The following is a 17,536-nucleotide window of genomic DNA, read 5'->3' as shown; positions in this document are numbered from 1 at the left end:
TCAGCGCCGGGTGCCGGTGCCGATGAGCTGCCGCTCGAACGGGTCGAGCAGCGCGCCCCTGACCGACGTGCTGATCCCGGAGACGACCTTCAGGTGGACGAGGGGGATCTCCGCGTCGGTCTTCAGAATCGCCGCCTCCGCCGTCAGGGCGGCGTCCTGCCGCTTCGCCGGGTCGGACTCGGCCCGGGCGGCGGCTACCAGCCTGTCGACGTTCTTGTCGCACAGGAACGACAGGTTGTAGCTGCCGCCGCAGGTGTGGTCGCTGGCCAGGACAGTGACCGGATCCCCGGTGTCGAGCATCATGTTGCGGGAGACGACGGCGGCGTCGAACTTCGCGGCGAGCAGGTCGCCTTCGAGCCGGGCGTAGGTGCGGACCTCAAGCTTCACCTCGAACCCGGCCTTCTCCAGCTGCTGCTGCAGCACCTGGGCCACCTCGGGCAGTTCCGGCCGGTCGTTGAAGGTCGCGATCGTGATGGTCCTGCCGTCGGGGTCGGCGGCCTCGGCCCGGCCGGTCGGCTCGGTCCGCTTGTCGGCGGCCCAGGTCAGAGCGGGGCCGTAGAGCCCCTGCGCCGGCTCGGCGTACCCCTCGTACACGTCCTCGGCGAGGGTGGAGGCGTCAATGGCCTCGCGAGCGGCGGCACGCAGCCGCGCGTCGGTGAACACGCCGGACCTGGTGTTGAGGTACAGGCTCGTGTTGCGGGCGGTGTTCGTCTCGTGGGCCGTGCCCTTGTCCAGGGAGGACACCTGGGCCACGGGGAGCGTCTCGGCGATGTCCACATCGCCCGTGCGCAGGGCGTTGGCGCGGGCGGTGCCGTCGGAGACGAACTTCGCGTCGATGCCGGCGGCCTGGGCGCGTCCGCCCCAGTAGTCGTCGAAGCGCTCCAGGGTGGCCGCCGTGTCGCCGGTGGTCTTCGTGAGTTCGAAGGGGCCGGTGGCGGTGCCGACCGGACTGGCGGCCCCCTTTGTGTCGTACGCCTTGGGGGAGAACACCGCCAGGCTCGGGTTGGTCAGCCGCAGCGGCATCGCGGGGTCGGCCTCGCCGGTGCCCACCCGAACCTTGCCGGCACCGGCGACCGTGGCGGTCAGTTTCACGCCGGAGAGCGCGGAGGGTGTCGGCTCGGCCGCGGCGGCGTGGGTGAGGGCGGTGGCGACGGCCTCGGCTGTGACGTCGCCGCCGTCCTGGAACTTGGCCTCCCGCAGGGTGAACACCCAGCTCCTGCCGCCGTTCTCGCTGCGCCACGACTCGGCGAGCGCGGGCACCACCGTGCCGTTGGCATCCAGACGGGTCAACCCCTCGCTCACACCCAGCTTGGTCAGGAGGTACGCGTCCCGTCCGTACGGGGAGAAGTTCTCCGCGGGTGCGAAGGCCATCGCGACGCGCAGTCGTGAACCCTCGCCGGAGCCCGAAGGCCCGGAGGCCGAGGAGCCGCCGTCGCCGGAGGCGAAGCAGCCGGTGAGCAGCGGGACGAGGAGCAGGCCGGCTATGAACCGACGACGGGGTCTTCTCATGGTTCGGGTTCTCGTCTTCCGGTCGTGCCGATCAAGGACGTCGACCGTTAGAGTAAGCGATAATCATTTTCACTTAAATCGTGGGGTACCTCGAAGTGCAGCGTCTCCTTCGCGCACCTGCGCACCCTGGGCAATGGGTGGCGGCGAAGCGCGCCCGTCCCGCCGTCTGTCGCGGCGCCCGGGAGGCGCCTGCCGGTCACAAGGCGAGCGGTTCGTCCGCGAGGTACGGAGGCGCGGGGTCGTACTGGATCTCGCGCCGCACCGCGCGGGCGTGGTCGCGTCCGTGCAGTCGGCCCACGAGCCACAGCGCGCTGTCGATACCCGCGGACACTCCTTGGCTCGTCACCAGGCGGCCGTCCACGACGTACCGGGCGTCGGGCACGACGGTGACGTCGCCGCGCGCCGCCAGCGCTGCCTCGTACTGCCAGTGCGTGGCGACCCGGCGGCCGCGTGCCGGCCCGGCGGCGTGCAGCAGGAAGGCGCCGGTGCAGACGCCGGCGACCCACTGGGCCCGCGCGGACCGGGAGTTGATCCAGTGAGTCACGCGCGGGTTGTGCGGTTCCGTCTCGCGGGCGCCGGATCCTCCGGGCACCAGGAGCACGTCGAGCGGCGGGTGGTCGTCCAGGGTGCGGTCCGGCAGGACCCGCATCCCCTTGGCGCAGCGGACGGGGCCGGGGCGCTCCGCGAGAAGCAGGGCGCGGTCCTGCCCTTCGCGCAGGGCGGCGGAGGTGGTGAAGACCTCCCAGGGGCCGGCGAAGTCGAGTTCCTCGACGGTGTCGAACAGGAGGATGCCGTAGGTGGTCATGGCGAACCGTTCGTGTGGCGCGCGGCGGGGGACCGGAACGTCGTCGGCGTACCGGACGGGCACCGGACCTCTCCGCTCACGTGGCGAGCGAGGGCGCGGACCGGTCCGGCAGGCCGGAGCGCAGTCAGTCTTCCGGCAGCGGCCCCCCGCCCACCACTGGCCCGCGGGCCGATGGTGCAAAGGATCCGGCCACGTCGTCGTGGCGTGGCGAAGACTCGGGTGAGAGAGGTGATGACGTCCGGGCGGCCGGCTCCGGCCTTCAGGTGGCGCCACACTTCTTCGTGGGGGCCTCTCAGGACTTCCCGGGAAAACGGTTCGCGCGCCGTGCGGCGGAGCAGCATCTACGTCACGTGGCGCGACATCGACGCCCTGCACCCGCGTCCCGGCCGCCGAACGCGGGGAACGCGCCCGTGTCTGTCCGGGCTACTTGAGCAGGCGGAAGGCGGGGTGCCCGACCCAGGCCCGCAGGAACTCCGCCGTTCCCAGCGCCGTCCAGTCGTCGTCCGTGATCCCCAGCACCCCCGGAAGGCCGGCGACGACCGACGCCTGTCCGTCCAGCAGCTCGGCTTTGGCCACGCCCCCGACGACGTCCATGACAGCGGCGGTCAGCAGGGCCGTGGCCACGTGGTCGATCGCGCGATTACAGCAGGCGCTGACATTGACGGCATGGGTCGGCCTGAAGCCGAGGACGGCCTCCACCTCGGGTTCGTCCGCATGCTCGGCCTCGAAGATGCTCTCGTCGCCGACACCCGGCCCCATCACGTACACCATGAAGGGCCGACGCCCATCCTCGCGCTGCGGGTCGTACCCCACCAGAGCGGTGAGGCTCTCGTCCGTGACGGTGTCGCCGAGGAGGGGAAGCGGGAACGGCTTCCGCCCGTCCTTCTCCCGCCTGTCCTCGGCGCCCAGTCGCTCAGCGGGCACGTTGACGTCGAAGAACCCGGGCCGCTTCTCGTCGAAGTGGGAGGAGAGCCCCACCATCAACGCGCGGAACTCCCGCAGCGCAGCCGGGGAGAGCGGCGCCGCCAACTCGATCACCAACGTCGGACCGGACACGCCGGGGAGCCTAGTCGACCGGTCGTGACGACATCGTCCTGATCGGCACGCCCTCTTCCTCTCCGTTCCGGCAACCGGCGCAGACCCCGGTCAGCTCCAGGGTGTGTTCGACGTCCGCGAAGCCCGACGACCGTACGACGGTGGCGACCCATTCCTCGACGGCGCCCGTGTCGAGCGGCTCGTGGCGGCGGCAGCGGCGGCACAGGAGGTAGTGGCAGTGGCCGGCCTCGGGGCGGCGGTACCGGTAGAGCCGCTCGCCGACCTCGTCGCGGACGACGTCGGCGGCACCGGACTGCTCCAGGGCCTGGAGTGCGCGGTACACGGTGGTGAGACCGACGCGGGCGCCCGACTCGTTCATCGTCCCGTGGAGCTCCTGCGCCGAGACGAACTCCGCGTGGTCGGCCAGCGCCTGTTCCACGGCGGCGCGCTGGCGGGACGTGCGCCGGTTCGTCTCCGGTGGTGTGACGGTCATGGCCGACCCCCTGCTGAAGGCTGTTCCGGTTCGTCGGAGCCCACCGCGTGCCGGGCTCACGGTTCGCGGTGGGCTTCCGTTCAGTCCCCGGCGGGAGCGGGGGAGCGGGCCGCGACGCGGGCGAGGACGAGGGCGACGAGGGTCAGTCCGCCGAGGGCCGCCGCCGTGCCGGCGAAGCCGCCGAGGGCCAGGCCCACACCGCCCAGTCCGGCGCCGAGGAAGACGCCGAAGCTCATCCCGGCGGCGTTGACGCTGAGCGCCGTGCCGCGCACCGAGCCGCAGCGCCGTACCAGCAGGGTGGTGACACAGGCCGCCACCGTCGCGTGACCGGCGCCGACCAGGGCCGTGAGAGGCAGGGCCAGCCACAGCGTGTGGGTGAAGAAGACACCGACGAGCGCGGCCAGTGCCACGATCAGCCCGAACGTCATCAGGCGCTCCGCCGGGATCGTCGCCCGGTCGGAGCTCAGCAGCCGTCCGGCGAGCAGGTTGCCGAGGAAGAAGGCGGTGCCGCTGAGCGTCCACACGATCGCGAAGGGCTCGGGGGCGAGCCCGAACCGCTCGTCGTAGAAGGCGGCGAGGTAGGCGAGATAGCCCATGAACGCGGCCGTGCGCAGCATGGCGACGAGGATGAGCGGCACCACGCCCGGCAGGGCGCCGAGAAGCCGGAAGGACTCCAGGTAGCCGGGCCGCTCCGTCTTCTCGGCGGCCTCCTGCCCGGCCTTCCGCCGGCCGCGCAGGAGGAAGTACAGGGCGAGGGCGGCACAGATCGCGGCGATGGCCCACAGGTCGCCGCGCCAGCCCCACACCAGGGCGGGCAGGGCCACGAGCGGTGCGGCGAGCAGCGCGGTCAGCGACTGGGTGGCGGTGATGAGGGTCGCCGCGCGGCCCGCGGCGGCGTCGTCGTCGAACCGGTCTGCCGCGGCGGCGGTCAGCGCGGGGTTGAGTACGGCCGTGCCGGCGCCGACCAGCAGGCAGAACGTGGCGAGCAGCAGGAACTCACCGCTCGCGCCGAGTGCCGCCGAGACCGCGAGCACCGCGAGACCGCCCGCGGCGGCCCACTCCCGGCGCACGCGGTCGATCAGCGGCGCGAGAGCGGTCCCCACGGCGAGGGCTGCCAGACCGCCGAGCCCGCGGAGCTGGCCCAGGGCCGCGACTCCGCCCCCGGAGACTTCGGCCATGGGGACGAGGAAGGTGCTGTAGATGGTGAAGGGCACCAGACCCACGGCGGAGGCCAGCATGAAGGGCCACAGGACGCGGGTCATCGCCAGGTCACCGGGGACGGAAGTGGTGTCGGGCGTGGTCTTCGCGTCCGTGCCGCTCTCGTTCTCCGGCTGCGTTCCGCCGGTTCGCGCGGCCGCCTCCGGGTCCTTGGTCTCGCTGCTCATGCCTGCGCCACCCGGTACCGGTACAGCGTGGTGGCGTCGGCGCTGAACTGGGAGAAGGGGAACGGTTCGGCCGACAGCGCGGTCACGCCGGCACCCAGGAAGGCCCGCGCGACGGCGCTGCCGGTCTGGGCGTACACCACCAGCGGGAGGTCCTGCTTGCGACAGTGTTCGACGATCCGGTCGAAGCTGCCGTTCACCAGGGTCATACCGGTGGCGACGACCGCGTCGGCCTCGGCCAGCACCTGGTCCATGTCGTCGGTGACGGGGTCGCCCCAGTTGGTCGTGCGCAGGTTGAAGTCGCAGGGCAGCGGGACGCCGCCCCGCTCCCGTATCGCCGCGACCAGCGGGTTGACGACGCCGATCAGCGCGACCTTGGCCCCTGGTGCGATGTCGAGGAGCCCGGCGACGGCCGCGTCCCTCGCCCCGGCCCGCACCTCCGGTGTGCCGGTCGGCAGGGTGACGGCCTCGGCGTCCTTCGCGTCGCGGTGCGGCCGTACGCGTCCGAGGTAGGCGTCGAGCGCGGCGACGCGCACCGGAGCGGACTCGTGGCGGATCAGGGTGTCCAGGGTGTGCCCGGAGGCGTCGGCGCAGAAGTCCGGAGCGATGTCGCCGGCTTCGAAGGAGCAGGCGCCGAAGGAGTCCCCGGAGCGCAGCAGCACGTATTGGTTGCGGTACGTGACCTGGCTGCCCGCCAGGCGGGTGGTGTGGTGGACCCAGAAGGCGCTGGTCACGGTCAGTTCGCCGGGAAGCGGGCCGAAGGCCCCGTCCAGGACGGCCTGCTGGAGTTCCGGTACGGACTGCGGAGGTGCGGGAGACATGGCTGTTTCCTTCTCGGGTGTACGGCAGGGGAGGGGCGGCACGGGATGTGCCGCCTGGGAAAAGAGGGAACGAGGGGTCAGGGGAGGTCGGAGAGGCGCTCGGCGCGGTAGGGCAGGCCGGCGAGTGCGGGCCGCCCGGCCGGCTGGAAGCACAGCAAGAGGGAACGCCGGTCCCGTTCGGTCCGGTTGGGGCCGGAGCGGTGCACGATGAGCCCGGGGAACATCAGGACCGAGCCGGCCGGGGCCTCGACGGTCACGGCCCCGCGGACGTCGGTGCGCGCGCCGTCGACCAGCAGACCGGTGGGCTCGCCCCGGTCGCGGGGGGCGGGCCCGGTGCGATGACTGCCCGGCAGGATCTGGAGTGCGCCGTTGTCGGCCGTGACGTCGTCGAGAAAGATCATCGCGGTGGCGACGTCCCGGGCGCCGGGCCCCGCGCAGCAGTACCAGTACGGGTGGTCCTGGTGCCAGCGGAACTCCGAACCGACACCCGCCCTTTTGAAGTTCAGCTTGGACGTGAACGCGCCCAGATCGTCGCTGCCCACGATCCGGCGCATGGGCGCCGTGATCCGGTCGTCGTCCCACAGGGCGTCGAGCACCGGGTCGAGGTGGGTGACGGGCGAAAGGCTGCGCACGGCGGGCGGACGGGCGTCCGGCTCCCAGTGGACGGTGGTGCCGTCCACCTTCTCCAGCCGGTGCCCGTCCGGCCACACGGTGACGTCGGCCCTGCCGTCCCGTACCGCGCGGGTCACCTGGGCGAGCACGGCTTCGGCGGCCTCGCCCAGGCCCGCCGTCTCGGCGGCTTCGAGGAGCCGCGGCAGGAGGACGAAGCCGCGTTCCACCTGCTCGTCGAGGACATCGGGGGAATGACGGGAGTCGAAGGACACGGAGTCACCTTCCGGTCGTGCGCGAGCGGTCGAAATGAGACGAGCGGCGTGGGCTCGCCCCCTCGCAACGGAAGCTAGGCGGACTCGGCCACGAGGACGGGCGCGCCACGCACCAGTGCGCTGTCGGCCGGGGGCCAGTCCATGGCGGACCACGGGTGCCTGAGCTCTCCCCGCGCCGTCACCTCGTGGGGTCGCATGGCGCCGAGCCCCCGTGCCGCGGCGTGGTGGGCGTAGGCGCTGTCGACGTAGCGGTGCCCGGTGTCGGCCGCGAGGAAGACGTACGTGCGGTCGGCGTCCCGCTCCCGCTCCCAGAGCGTCGCCAGGTACGCGGCTCCCGCGGAGAGGCCGGCGAAGATGCCGCTGGCCCGCAGGAGTTCGACGGCGCCGGACATGGCGTAGTCGAAGTTGACCCAGTGGACACGGTCGTACAGGTCGTGCCGGACGTTCTGGAACGGGATGGAGCTGCCGATCCCGGCGATGATCATGTCCGGATCGGAGACGTGCTCCGCGCCGAAGGTGACGCTGCCGAACGGCTGCACGCCGACGAGGGTCACGTCGCGGCCGGCCTCGCGCAGGTAGGTGGCGATGGCGCCGGTGGACGCGCCGGTGCCGACGCCGCCGACGAGCGACAGAGGACCCTCGGGGACTTCCTTGCGGATCAGGTCGGCGATGTCGCGGTATCCCAGGTAGTGGATGTCGTCGTGGTACTGCCGCATCCAGTGGTAGTGCGGATTTTCCTGGAGGAGTTCGCCGATCCGCTGGACACGGAGGTTCTGGTCGAGGCGGAGGTTCTTGGAGGGGCGGACCTGTTCGAGGGTGGCGCCGAGGATCTCCAGCTGGACGCGGAGGGTGCGGTCCACCGTGGTGGAGCCGACGATGTGGCAGTTGAGGCCGTAGCGGTGGCAGGCCAGGGCGAGCGCGTGGGCGTAGATACCGCTGGAGCTGTCGACGAGGGTGTCACCCGGCTTGACCTGCCCGGACTCCAGCAGGTGCCGTACCGCGCCCAGGGCCGAGTAGAGCTTCATGGTCTCGAAGCGGAGACAGATCGCACCCGGCGGGACGGTGACCACGTCCGGTTCCTTGACGGCCTCGGCTATGTGCTCGTGCATGTCGTCGTCCTTCCGGTCAGGCGGCGTCGTGCCGGACGAGCTTGAAGAGGTACGCCTGGCAGTTGTCGCCCTCCCAGGTCTGGCGGTGCAGTACGACGGGGCGGAAGCCGGCGTCGATGCCGTGGCCGACGATGCGCTTGAGCTCGGCGGTGTTGGACACGATCAGGTGGATCTCGCCGTCTGCGGCGAGCAGATCGCGGGTGACGATCTGGTCGAAGAAGCGTGTGACGATCTCGGCGCCCACGCACACGTTCCGGACCACGGTCGGGTCGTCGCTCGTCCGCGCGCTGACGGCGGGCGGGTTGAAGGTGATGACGTCGAGGCGCGCCGAGTCCGGGAACTCCTCGAAGAGGTTGGACACCAGCGGCCGGAAGACGGTGCCGGCCCGGTCCCCGACGATCCGCTCGTAGTGGGCGGCGGCGGTGGCCACGCTGTCCGGGTGCACGTCCACCGCGTAGATCTCCCGCGCCCCGAGGGTGCCGGCGATGACGGCCTCGACGCCGAGGCCGACGCCCATCGCCGCGTACGAACGCCCCTGGACCGGGATCGTGCCGTCCAGGAGCCGGTCGTGCACGATGCGGCTGGTGTCGCCCGGCTTGAAGACCCCGGGGGGCAGGGTGAAGGTCCAGCCGTTGTACTCGTACGTCCGCTCGGTGTGGATGTCGGACTTGGAGCCGCTGTTGATGGCCAGGATCTCGTCCCGGGGCAGGGTGTCGGGCAGGGAGTCCAGCAGCGCGCGCACGTCGTCCTGGGACGCGGCGGCGCCCTCGGCGGTCCGGTCGGTCATGGGTCCTCCATGGGTCGGATGGGAAGGGAAGTCGAGGGGGGGAGCGGAGTGCGGTCGGAGCGGCCGGGCCGGTCACCCCCGGAGGGGTCCGGCTCCTTCGCTCGTACGACGCGCCGGGCGGGAGCGGTACGTCGCGCCCCGGTACGCCGCCGGGTGCCGGGCTCGGACGAAGCGCCCGTCACTCATGAACGACGCCGCGGTGCGCGGCACCGGCGAGTCCTCGCCGAGATGTCGCGAGCGGCTCACGCGCGTTCGCGCGGTGCCGCGTTCGTGACGGGCTCGGATGGTGTGGCGCCGTACGGCCCGGGCCACCCGAGCGCCGCACCGTCCGGCTGTGTTCGGGTGCTCCGGTGTCCGCGGAGGAAGGTGACACGGCGGGCCGGAACCTTCACGGGGCCCCCTGGCGTGTGGATCGCACCGGCGTACGTTCCGCTGGACCGACGAGGGTCCGCGTCGTGCGGTACGGCCGGGTGGCGGACGCGCCTGCCTGTTCCGCGGGTCCGGGGGAGAAACCTTTCGCCATGCCGGAGCCGGCGCCGTACGGGCTCAGCGGTGGAGCGCCGACCGCCCCGGTGAGGGCGACGGGCGCTCGGTGGCTGCGAAGGACGGACATGCTGCTCCCCGGGAGATCACATGGAGTGGCCCCCGCACCGCGCCGCTGGACGGAGCGGAGGGTGCGGGGCCCGAGCAGCATGAAGCATCTTGAAAATGATTGTCAACATCGTCTGATGACCCTTCATGCCGACACGCCCCCGAGGGCGGCGCGGCACCTTGTCGCCGCGCCGCCGGCGACCCCGAGGGGAGAGGGCTAGTAGTGATTATCGTTTTCATATACGCTCCTCCCGCCGCATCCGCTGCATCCGGGACGGGAGTCTGAATGGAACCGCACGACGTGGCCGCCAGATCGGCAGGAGAACACGAGGATGTGGACCGACTGTTCAGCACCTTGTGGGCGCCGATCGGCGCCGCCACCGTCAACGCAGCACGGCTGCGCCCCGGTTCGCATGTCCTCGACGCGTGGTGCGGCCCCGGGGCGTCCGCGATCCCGGCCGCGGAGCGCGTCGGTCCACTCGGCCTCATCGACGCGGTGGACACGGCGGAATCCTCGCTGGAGCGGGGCCGCGCGAAGGCCGTCCAGCGGGGGCTGTCCCATGTGCGCTTCCTGCGTGGTGACGTTCTCGACCGGCCGGCGCCCCGTGGTGGCTACGACGCCGTCGTGTGCACGCTCGGCGTCTCCTTGTTCGCCGACGCTTCGGCCGGAACGGAGCGACTGCTGAGGCTGATACGGCCCGGCGGGCGGATGACCGTGACCGTCTGGGCCCGGGACGCGCTCGATCCGCTGACCGAGGTGACGCGGCGGGCGTTCGCGCCGGAACGGCCGGGTGCCGCGGACGCCCCACCGCCTGGTGATCGGCTTCGCCACCTCGGCACTCCCCAAGCCTTACGGGACTGGCTCGCCGCTCGCTCGCTGTCCTTCGTCGATGTCCGGCCCGTCCCGCTCGTCGTGCCCTGTGACCCGGACCTCTTGTGGCCCCTCGCGGACATCACGTCCGGGGGCTTGTTCCGCGGCTTGTCCACCGCCGCGGTGGAGCGCGCCCGTCGACGGTTCTCGGAGACTCTGCTCGCCGGGGGCCGTGACGTGATCGACGCCTCCGTGCTCGTGGGCACGGGGACAGTCCCCCGCGTCGCCCCGCCTCGCCGCCCCCGAGGTACCCGCCCCCTGACGACCGCCGCCCGGCCCGCGGAGCCGGTGCCGCACTTCGGTTGACCTACAGGAGATCCATGTCCCGTCGTCCGTTCACCTCGGAATCTTGGCGCTTCCCTCGCCTCGACGCGCTCCTGGCGCCGGAAGGGGCGACGTGATCCGCCACACAGGACAGCCGCCGCTGCCGGGACCGAGGCGGTCGACGGCGGCACGATGGTCGTGGTCGAGGGCCCCCGGTTCTCCACCCGTGCCGAGTCCCAGTGGTTCGCGGCGGCCGGCTGGTCACTGGTCGACATGACCGGGCACCCCGAGGCGGTCCTGGCCCGGGAACTCGCCCTCGGCCATGCCGCGGTGGCCCTCGTGACCGACCTGGACGCGGGCGTCGACGCGGCGGAGAGCGTCGCGCAGGACGAGCTCTTCAGGGTCTTCGCCGAGAACACCCAGCGTCTGCGCCGCGTCGTGCTCGACGCCATCGGGATGCTCCCCGAGAGCGACGACTTCCCCTCCGCCGGCGCACTCGACGGCATGACCCTGCCGATCGACCTGCCCTGAGCCGGTTCACCCCCCCCACCGGCGGATGCCATCCGCCCGATCAGCATGTTCCGTTCGACCTGGAAGGCCGAGTTCTATGTCACCGCCAGCGATCACCGCGCCATCGGCGAGCAGCGCCGCCGATACGCCGGCCGGCGAGGCGCCCCCCGAACCCCGGAGAGGGGTGAAGGACCGGCTCGCCTCCCGGAAAGGTCTGGCGCTTGCGTGCGCCGCCCTCTTCGTCGTTCTCCTCGTCTCGATCGTGGTGGCCATCGGTCTGGGGGCCGCCGTGATCACGCCCGGGGAGACCGCCCGGTACCTGTGGGCGGCCGTGAGCGGCGGTCGCATCGCCGCGGACGACGTGACCACCTACCAGATCATCTGGGAGATCCGTACGCCACGCGTGCTGCTCGCGGCGCTCGTGGGGGCCGGGCTGAGCGCCATCGGCGTGGCCATCCAGGCCATGGTGCGCAACGCCCTCGCCGACCCCTTCGTACTGGGCGTCTCCTCGGGCGCCTCCGCCGGGGCCGTCGCCGTCACGGTCACCGGAGGACTGGCGGCGCTGGGCATCTACGCGGTGTCGGCCGGTGCCTTCATCGGGGCCCTGGTCGCGTCGATCCTCGTCTATGCCGCCTCCTCCAGCCGGGGCTCGCTTTCGCCACTGCGTCTCGTCCTGACGGGCGTCGCCATGTCGCTGGGTCTGCAAGCGGTGATGAGCCTGCTGATCTACTTCGCGCCGGACAGCGAGGCGACCAGCATGGTCCTGTACTGGACCATGGGCAGCTTCGGCGCCGCGAGCTGGGGCGCGCTTCCGGTCGTGTCCGCGGTCGTCCTGCTCGGCCTCGGCGTGCTGTACCGGTACGGCCGGGCGCTGGACGTGCTGGCGCTCGGGGACGAGACCGCCGCGAGCCTGGGCGTCAGTCCCGACCGGCACCGCAAGGCCCTGCTCGTCCTGGTCTCGCTCGTGACCGGAGTGATGGTCGCCGTCAGTGGCGCCATCGCCTTCGTCGGACTGGTCATGCCGCACGTGGTGCGCATGGTCGTCGGCGCCACGCACGCGCGCGTGCTGGCGGTGGCGCCCCTGGCCGGAGCGATCTTCATGGTCTGGGTCGACCTGGTGTCCCGGACGCTGGTGGCCCCTCGAGAGCTGCCCCTGGGCGTCATCACCGCCCTCGTCGGGGTGCCGGTGTTCGTCACCCTGATGCGCCGCAAGGGCTACATGTTCGGAGGCCGCTGAGATGGAACTCCGACTTGACGGGCTCTCCGTCGTCACCGACGGCAGGAGCCTGGTACGTGACCTGACCCTGAACGTGGGAAGCGGCCAGGTCGTGGGCCTGGTCGGCCCCAACGGAAGCGGCAAGTCCACCGCCCTCCGGTGCGTGTACCGCGCGCTGCGCCCCAGCGCCGGCACCGTATGGGTGGGCGAGGAGGACCTCTCCCGCCTGACCGTGCGCCGCTCCGCACAGGTCATCGCCGCCATGACCCAGGACGGCGCCGTCGACCTCGACTTCACGGTCGAAGAGGTCATCGCCCTCGGGCGCACCCCGCACCTCCAGGGCAACCAGGCGCTCAGCCCCCGGGAACGGGAGCTGTGCGAACGGGCCATGGACCGGCTCGACATCCGCCACCTCGCCCGGCGCGGAGTCCTGACGCTCTCGGGCGGGGAGCGCCAGCGCGTCCTGCTGGCCCGGGCGCTCGTCCAGGAACCGACGATCCTGGTGCTGGACGAGCCCACCAACCACCTCGACGTGCGCCACCAGGTCGAACTGCTCTCGCTCCTGCGCGGCTCGGGGCTCACCGTCCTGGTCGTGCTGCACGACCTCAACCTCGCCGCGGCCGCCTGCGACCGCCTCGGGGTCCTCCGCGACGGCCGCCTCGTCACCACCGGTACGCCCGCGGAGGTCCTCACCACCGACCTCGTCCACGACGTGTTCGGCGTCAAGGCCAGTGTCGTGTCCCACCCGCTGACGGGTGACCCGCAGTTGCTGTACTCGCTCGACCCCTCCCTGTGAAAGGCACCACAAGCATGTCCATGACTCGATCCCTCCGCCGGGTGCGGCGGAACACCGCCCTCGGCTCCGCGTTCGCGGCCGCCCTGCTGCTCAGCGGCTGCGGCGCCGACGTGGAGACGGACGCCAAGGCACCCGCGAAGGTCACTGTCAAGCGGTGCGGTGAGCCGGTCGAATACACGATCCCCAAGCGTGCCGTGGCGTACGAAGGCGGAAGCGCCGACAAGCTGTTCAGCCTCGGGCTGGTCGACCACGTCCACGGCTACGTGATGCCGCCGGCGAACCCGCCGGTGACGGAGTCCCCCTGGGCGAGCGACTACGCCAAGGTGAAGATGCTCAGCGACGACCTCCTCAACAAGGAGATCGTGGTCGAGGCCAAGTCCGACTTCGTCCTGGCCGGCTGGAAGTCGGGCTTCAAGGACGAGCGGGGCATCACCCCGGAAATCCTGGACAAGCTCGGCATCCAGAGCTTCATGCACAGCGAGAGCTGCTTCAACTACCCCACGTACCCGGAGAAGCACACGCCGTTCGAAGCGCTCTACACCGACCTCGACCGACTGGGCAAGATCTTCCAGGTCGAGAAGAAGGCGCAAGAGGTCATCGGTGGGCTGAAGAAGCGGGTGGAGGACGTCAAGGCGAAGGCCCCCAAGGGCGACCCGGTCCCGGTCTTCCTCTACGACTCGGGCACCGACCAGCCCTTCACCGCGGGCAACCAGGTCCCGCCCAACGACATCATCAAGAACGCCGGCGGCAGGAATGTCTTCGACGGCCTCGACCAGCGGTGGACCCAGGTGAACTGGGAGGCCGTCGCCAAGGCGGAGCCCGAGGTCATCATGATCCTCGACTACGGGGACCTGCCCGCCCAGAAGAAGATCGACTTCCTGAAGACCTCCCCCCACGCGAAGGGGCTGCCCGCCGTCAAGAAGAACAACTTCTTCATCCTCGACTACAACGAGGGCATCAGCGGGCCACGCAACATCGACGGCCTGGAGAAGTTCGCGAAGTACCTGGGTGAGCTCAAGCGCTGACCGAGTCGCGGCGGGGTCGCCGGGCACGTCGGTTGTCACGCCTGACAAGGGCGGCGACCGCTCCTTCTCGGTGCGGTGGTGAACGAACATGCCCCCCGATCGCTCGGGGGGCACGTTTCCGTATGAGTGCCGATCAGAAGAAGTCCCGTCGTGACCCTCGCTCGGCGGCTCGGAAACTCCTCGCCGGTGATCACCCTCGGTTACTATGCTCACTTCATGCCGGAAGCTGGCAGCAAGGGGCGCGGCACCATCGACGGTCTGCTGGGGGAGCGGGGAGACCGGTCTGCCGGCCGCCCCCCAGATCCTCCCCAGCGCCGTTGACCCGTGATTCCTGCCTCTACGCTCCGGAGAAGGCGTCCGTGGATGGTAAGGCTGAAGAGATGGGTGGCCTGGGAAAGTGTTGGAAGAGGTCGTAGCGACCCGCTATGTCACGCCCTTGCGTGAGGGCGGCTCGCTCCCCGGGATCGTCGAGGCCGACGATCTCGGGACGTACGTCATGAAATTCACCGGCGCCGGGCAGGGCCGCAAGACCCTGGTGGCCGAGGTCGTCTGCGGGCAGCTCGCCCGCCGGCTCGGGCTGCGGGTGCCCGAACTCGTCACGATCCAGCTGGACCCGGTCATCGGGCTCTCCGAGCCCGACCAGGAAGTCCAGGAACTCCTGAAGGCCAGCGGCGGGCTCAACCTGGGAATGGACTACCTGCCGGGCTCGCTGGGCTTCGACCCGCTGGCGTACGAGGTGGACCCCCGCGAGGCCGGCAAGGTCGTCTGGTTCGACGCGGTGATCAACAACGTCGACCGGTCCTGGCGCAACCCCAACATGCTCGTCTGGCACGGCGACCTGTGGCTGATCGACCACGGCGCCACCATGATCTGGCACCACAACTGGCCCGGCGCCCAGGCCTCCGCCGCCAAGCCGTACGACGCCTCCGACCACGCGCTCGCGCCCTTCGCGCCGGACGTCGCCGCCGCCGCGGCCGAGCTCGCGCCGCTCGTCACCGAGGAGCTGCTCACCGAGGTCGCCGCCGACGTGCCCGACGAATGGCTCGTCGGCGAGCCCGGCTTCGACAGCACCGACGCCCTGCGCCGCGCGTACGTCGAGGCCCTGCTGCCGCGCGCGGCCAGCATCCACGAGCGGATCACGCTCGGCCCCCGGACCGAGCGGCGGCCCCAGCAGCCCCCCGGCTGGCTCGCCGAACGCCTCGTACCCCGGCCGCACGCCCCCGAGAAGGACAGCACCAGGTGACCGACCGCGACGTCTTCGAGTACGCGCTGCTGCGCGTCGTCCCCCGTGTCGAGCGGGGGGAGTGCTTCAACGCCGGGGTGGTCGTCTACTGCCGCGCCCGCTCCTTCGTGGCGGCCCGCACCCATCTCGACGAGGCCAAGCTGACCGCCCTCGACCCCGCGGCCGACGTGACCGGCGTACGGGCGGCGCTGCACGCCGTCGAAGGGGTCTGCCTGGGTGGGGACGCCGCGGGGCAGGCGGCGCGCGACGACGCGGGGCGGCGCTTCCGCTGGCTGATCGCGCCCCGCTCCACCGTGGTCCAGCCGGGGCCCGTGCACACCGGTCTCACCGCCGATCCGGAGGCCGAGGTGGAACGGCTGCTCGACCTCCTCGTGCGCTGAGGCCATCCGGGGATCACCCGCGTGACCGAGGAGTGACGGTACGCACCCGGTGGGCCGTTGACACCGGGTGCCAGGGCTTCTAGCGTCTCGTCTGCGGACGATACTAAGCGGTCGCTCATGTGCGGGACGCAGGAGCGGGTCGAGAGCGTGCCGGCCGTATCCACGGATGATCCAAGGGCGAGGAGAAACCAAGCATGTCCACCACCGAGCAGCGCGTAGCCGTCGTCACCGGTGCCGCACGGGGCATCGGCGCCGCCACCGCGATCCGCCTCGCGGCCGAGGGCCGCGCCGTCGCCGTCCTCGACCTCGACGAGGCGGCCTGCAAGGACACCGTCGAGAAGATCACCGCCGCCGGCGGCACCGCCCTGGCCGTCGGCTGCGACGTCTCGGACGGCGCCCAGGTGGAGGCCGCCGTCGCGCGCGTGGCCGCCGAGCTCGGCGCCCCCACCATCCTCGTGAACAACGCGGGCGTGCTGCGCGACAACCTCCTCTTCAAGATGTCCGAGGACGACTGGGACCTCGTCATGAACGTCCACCTCAAGGGCGCGTTCCTGATGGCGAAGGCCTGCCAGAAGCACATGGTGGACGCCGGATTCGGCCGGATCGTCTCGCTCTCCTCCTCCTCGGCGCTCGGCAACCGCGGCCAGGCCAACTACGCGGCCGTCAAGGCCGGTCTCCAGGGCTTCACCAAGACCCTCGCCAAGGAGCTCGGCAAGTTCGGCGTCACCGCCAACGCGGTCGCCCCCGGCTTCATCGTCACCGAGATGACCGCGCAGACCGCCGAGCGCGTCGGCATGGGCTTCGAGGAGTTCCAGGCCGCCGCCGCCTCCGCGATCCCGGTGCAGCGCGTCGGCCGCCCCGAGGACGTCGCCAACGCCATCGCCTTCTTCACCGGCGACGACGCCGGCTTCGTCTCAGGCCAGGTCATGTACGTGGCCGGCGGCCCGCTCAACTGACGTACGCGAACCAGAGGAGGAGGCGGGCATGACCGCACAGGTAAGGCAGGAACCGTCCGGCAAGGTCGCCCTCGTCACCGGCGCGAGCCGGGGCATCGGCTACGGCATCGCCGAGGCGCTCGTCGCCCGCGGCGACCGGGTCGTCATCACCGGACGGGGCGAGGAGGCCCTCAAGGAGGCCGTGGAGCGCCTCGGGGCCGACCGGGCGGTCGGCGTGCCCGGCAAGGCCCACGACGAGGCCCACCAGGCCGCCGCCGTCGACGCGGCGATGGACGCCTTCGGCCGGGTGGACTTCCTGGTGAACAACGCCGGGACGAATCCGGTCTTCGGGCCCATCGCGGACCTCGACCTCGGTGTCGCGCGCAAGGTCTTCGAGACGAATGTGATCTCCGCCCTCGGCTTCGCCCAGCGCACCTGGCACGCCTGGCAGAAGGAGAACGGCGGCGCGATCGTGAACATCGCGTCCATCGCCGGTGTCTCCGCCTCGCCGTTCATCGGCGCGTACGGAATGAGCAAGGCCGCGATGGTCAACCTGACCCTCCAGCTGGCGCACGAGTTCGCGCCGGTCGTCCGGGTCAACGCCATCGCCCCGGCCGTCGTGAAGACGAAGTTCGCGCAGGCGCTGTACGAGGGGCGGGAGGCCGAGGCGGCCGCCGCCTATCCCATGGGCCGGCTCGGCGTGCCCGAGGACATCGGTGGCGCCGCCGCCTTCCTGACCTCGGAACAGTCGGCCTGGATCACCGGTCAGACCCTCGTGGTCGACGGCGGCATTTTCCTGAACGCCGGTGTCGGCTGACCGATAATCGGACACTCTCCGGAATTCCTGTCCGGATTGGCCCCGATTACGCAGCGAATGCCT

General features: G+C 71.4%; 17 protein-coding genes and 1 pseudogene. 9 read left to right on the top strand and 9 right to left on the bottom strand.

The annotated features are described in order from the left end of the window. The 9 genes from ABTY40_RS06840 to ABTY40_RS06800 all read right to left on the bottom strand — a co-directional run bounded on the left by ABTY40_RS06840 (position 1) and on the right by ABTY40_RS06800 (position 8,825). Entirely contained in the window at positions 1–1,509 is a 1,509-nt protein-coding gene (locus tag ABTY40_RS06840) for an ABC transporter substrate-binding protein (RefSeq protein WP_352058522.1), read from the bottom strand. A gap of 196 nt (positions 1,510–1,705) precedes the next feature. Beyond that, positions 1,706–2,314 (bottom strand): DJ-1/PfpI family protein, encoded by a 609-nt coding sequence (locus ABTY40_RS06835; RefSeq protein WP_352058521.1) that lies wholly within the window; start codon positions 2,312–2,314, stop codon positions 1,706–1,708. Between the two features lie 423 nt (positions 2,315–2,737). Continuing rightward, on the bottom strand, positions 2,738–3,370 hold the full coding sequence (locus ABTY40_RS06830) for a DUF6368 family protein (protein WP_352058520.1): 633 nt from the start codon (positions 3,368–3,370) through the stop codon (positions 2,738–2,740). Between the two features lie 10 nt (positions 3,371–3,380). Continuing rightward, the gene (locus ABTY40_RS06825) at positions 3,381–3,842 is read right to left on the bottom strand and encodes a Fur family transcriptional regulator (protein ID WP_352058519.1); all 462 of its coding nucleotides are present in this window, start codon (positions 3,840–3,842) and stop codon (positions 3,381–3,383) included. Between the two features lie 80 nt (positions 3,843–3,922). Further along, a complete protein-coding gene (locus ABTY40_RS06820; RefSeq protein ID WP_352058518.1) occupies positions 3,923–5,227 on the bottom strand; it encodes an MFS transporter in 1,305 nt (434 codons plus the stop codon). Further along, complete coding sequence (locus tag ABTY40_RS06815) at positions 5,224–6,045, bottom strand: Rossmann-like domain-containing protein (RefSeq protein WP_352058517.1); 822 nt, start codon at positions 6,043–6,045, stop codon at positions 5,224–5,226. The genes ABTY40_RS06820 and ABTY40_RS06815 overlap by 4 nt, the downstream gene beginning before the upstream one ends. A 77-nt stretch (positions 6,046–6,122) precedes the next feature. Next, a complete protein-coding gene (locus ABTY40_RS06810) occupies positions 6,123–6,929 on the bottom strand; it encodes a phytanoyl-CoA dioxygenase family protein (RefSeq protein WP_352058516.1) in 807 nt (268 codons plus the stop codon). Between the two features lie 74 nt (positions 6,930–7,003). Further along, positions 7,004–8,038, bottom strand: a complete 1,035-nt coding sequence (locus tag ABTY40_RS06805; protein ID WP_352058515.1) for a pyridoxal-phosphate dependent enzyme — start codon at positions 8,036–8,038, stop codon at positions 7,004–7,006. Between the two features lie 16 nt (positions 8,039–8,054). Further along, a complete protein-coding gene (locus tag ABTY40_RS06800) occupies positions 8,055–8,825 on the bottom strand; it encodes a class I SAM-dependent methyltransferase (protein ID WP_352058514.1) in 771 nt (256 codons plus the stop codon). An 877-nt stretch (positions 8,826–9,702) separates the two neighbouring features. On the opposite strand from ABTY40_RS06800, the gene ABTY40_RS06795 reads away from it, so the two are divergent. From ABTY40_RS06795 to ABTY40_RS06750, 9 genes and pseudogenes are all read left to right on the top strand, one after another. Then, entirely contained in the window at positions 9,703–10,593 is an 891-nt protein-coding gene (locus ABTY40_RS06795; RefSeq protein WP_352058513.1) for a class I SAM-dependent methyltransferase, read from the top strand. A 105-nt stretch (positions 10,594–10,698) separates the two neighbouring features. Further along, positions 10,699–11,082 (top strand): annotated as a pseudogene (locus ABTY40_RS06790) (phosphorylase family protein); the annotation flags it as partial. Between the two features lie 76 nt (positions 11,083–11,158). Then, complete coding sequence (locus tag ABTY40_RS06785; RefSeq protein ID WP_352058512.1) at positions 11,159–12,298, top strand: FecCD family ABC transporter permease; 1,140 nt, start codon at positions 11,159–11,161, stop codon at positions 12,296–12,298. Between the two features lies 1 nt (position 12,299). Continuing rightward, positions 12,300–13,073 (top strand): ABC transporter ATP-binding protein, encoded by a 774-nt coding sequence (locus ABTY40_RS06780; protein ID WP_352058511.1) that lies wholly within the window; start codon positions 12,300–12,302, stop codon positions 13,071–13,073. Positions 13,074–13,087: 14 nt separating this feature from the next. Next, on the top strand, positions 13,088–14,098 hold the full coding sequence (locus ABTY40_RS06775) for an ABC transporter substrate-binding protein (protein WP_352058510.1): 1,011 nt from the start codon (positions 13,088–13,090) through the stop codon (positions 14,096–14,098). A gap of 397 nt (positions 14,099–14,495) precedes the next feature. Next, positions 14,496–15,341, top strand: coding sequence for a HipA family kinase (locus ABTY40_RS06765; RefSeq protein WP_352058509.1), 846 nt, complete (start codon positions 14,496–14,498; stop codon positions 15,339–15,341). Continuing rightward, positions 15,338–15,721 (top strand): DUF3037 domain-containing protein, encoded by a 384-nt coding sequence (locus tag ABTY40_RS06760; RefSeq protein ID WP_352058508.1) that lies wholly within the window; start codon positions 15,338–15,340, stop codon positions 15,719–15,721. Before ABTY40_RS06765 ends, ABTY40_RS06760 begins: the two co-directional genes overlap by 4 nt. Before the next feature lie 194 nt (positions 15,722–15,915). Next, on the top strand, positions 15,916–16,677 hold the full coding sequence (fabG, locus tag ABTY40_RS06755; RefSeq protein ID WP_352058507.1) for a 3-oxoacyl-ACP reductase FabG: 762 nt from the start codon (positions 15,916–15,918) through the stop codon (positions 16,675–16,677). A gap of 28 nt (positions 16,678–16,705) precedes the next feature. Further along, complete coding sequence (locus ABTY40_RS06750) at positions 16,706–17,473, top strand: SDR family oxidoreductase (RefSeq protein ID WP_352058506.1); 768 nt, start codon at positions 16,706–16,708, stop codon at positions 17,471–17,473. Positions 17,474–17,536: the final 63 nt, after the last annotated feature.

The sequence above is a fragment of the Streptomyces sp. NPDC126503 genome, assembly GCF_040302405.1.
Classification (GTDB): domain Bacteria; phylum Actinomycetota; class Actinomycetes; order Streptomycetales; family Streptomycetaceae; genus Streptomyces; species Streptomyces gulbargensis.
This window is presented reverse-complemented; position numbering and strand designations above follow the sequence as displayed.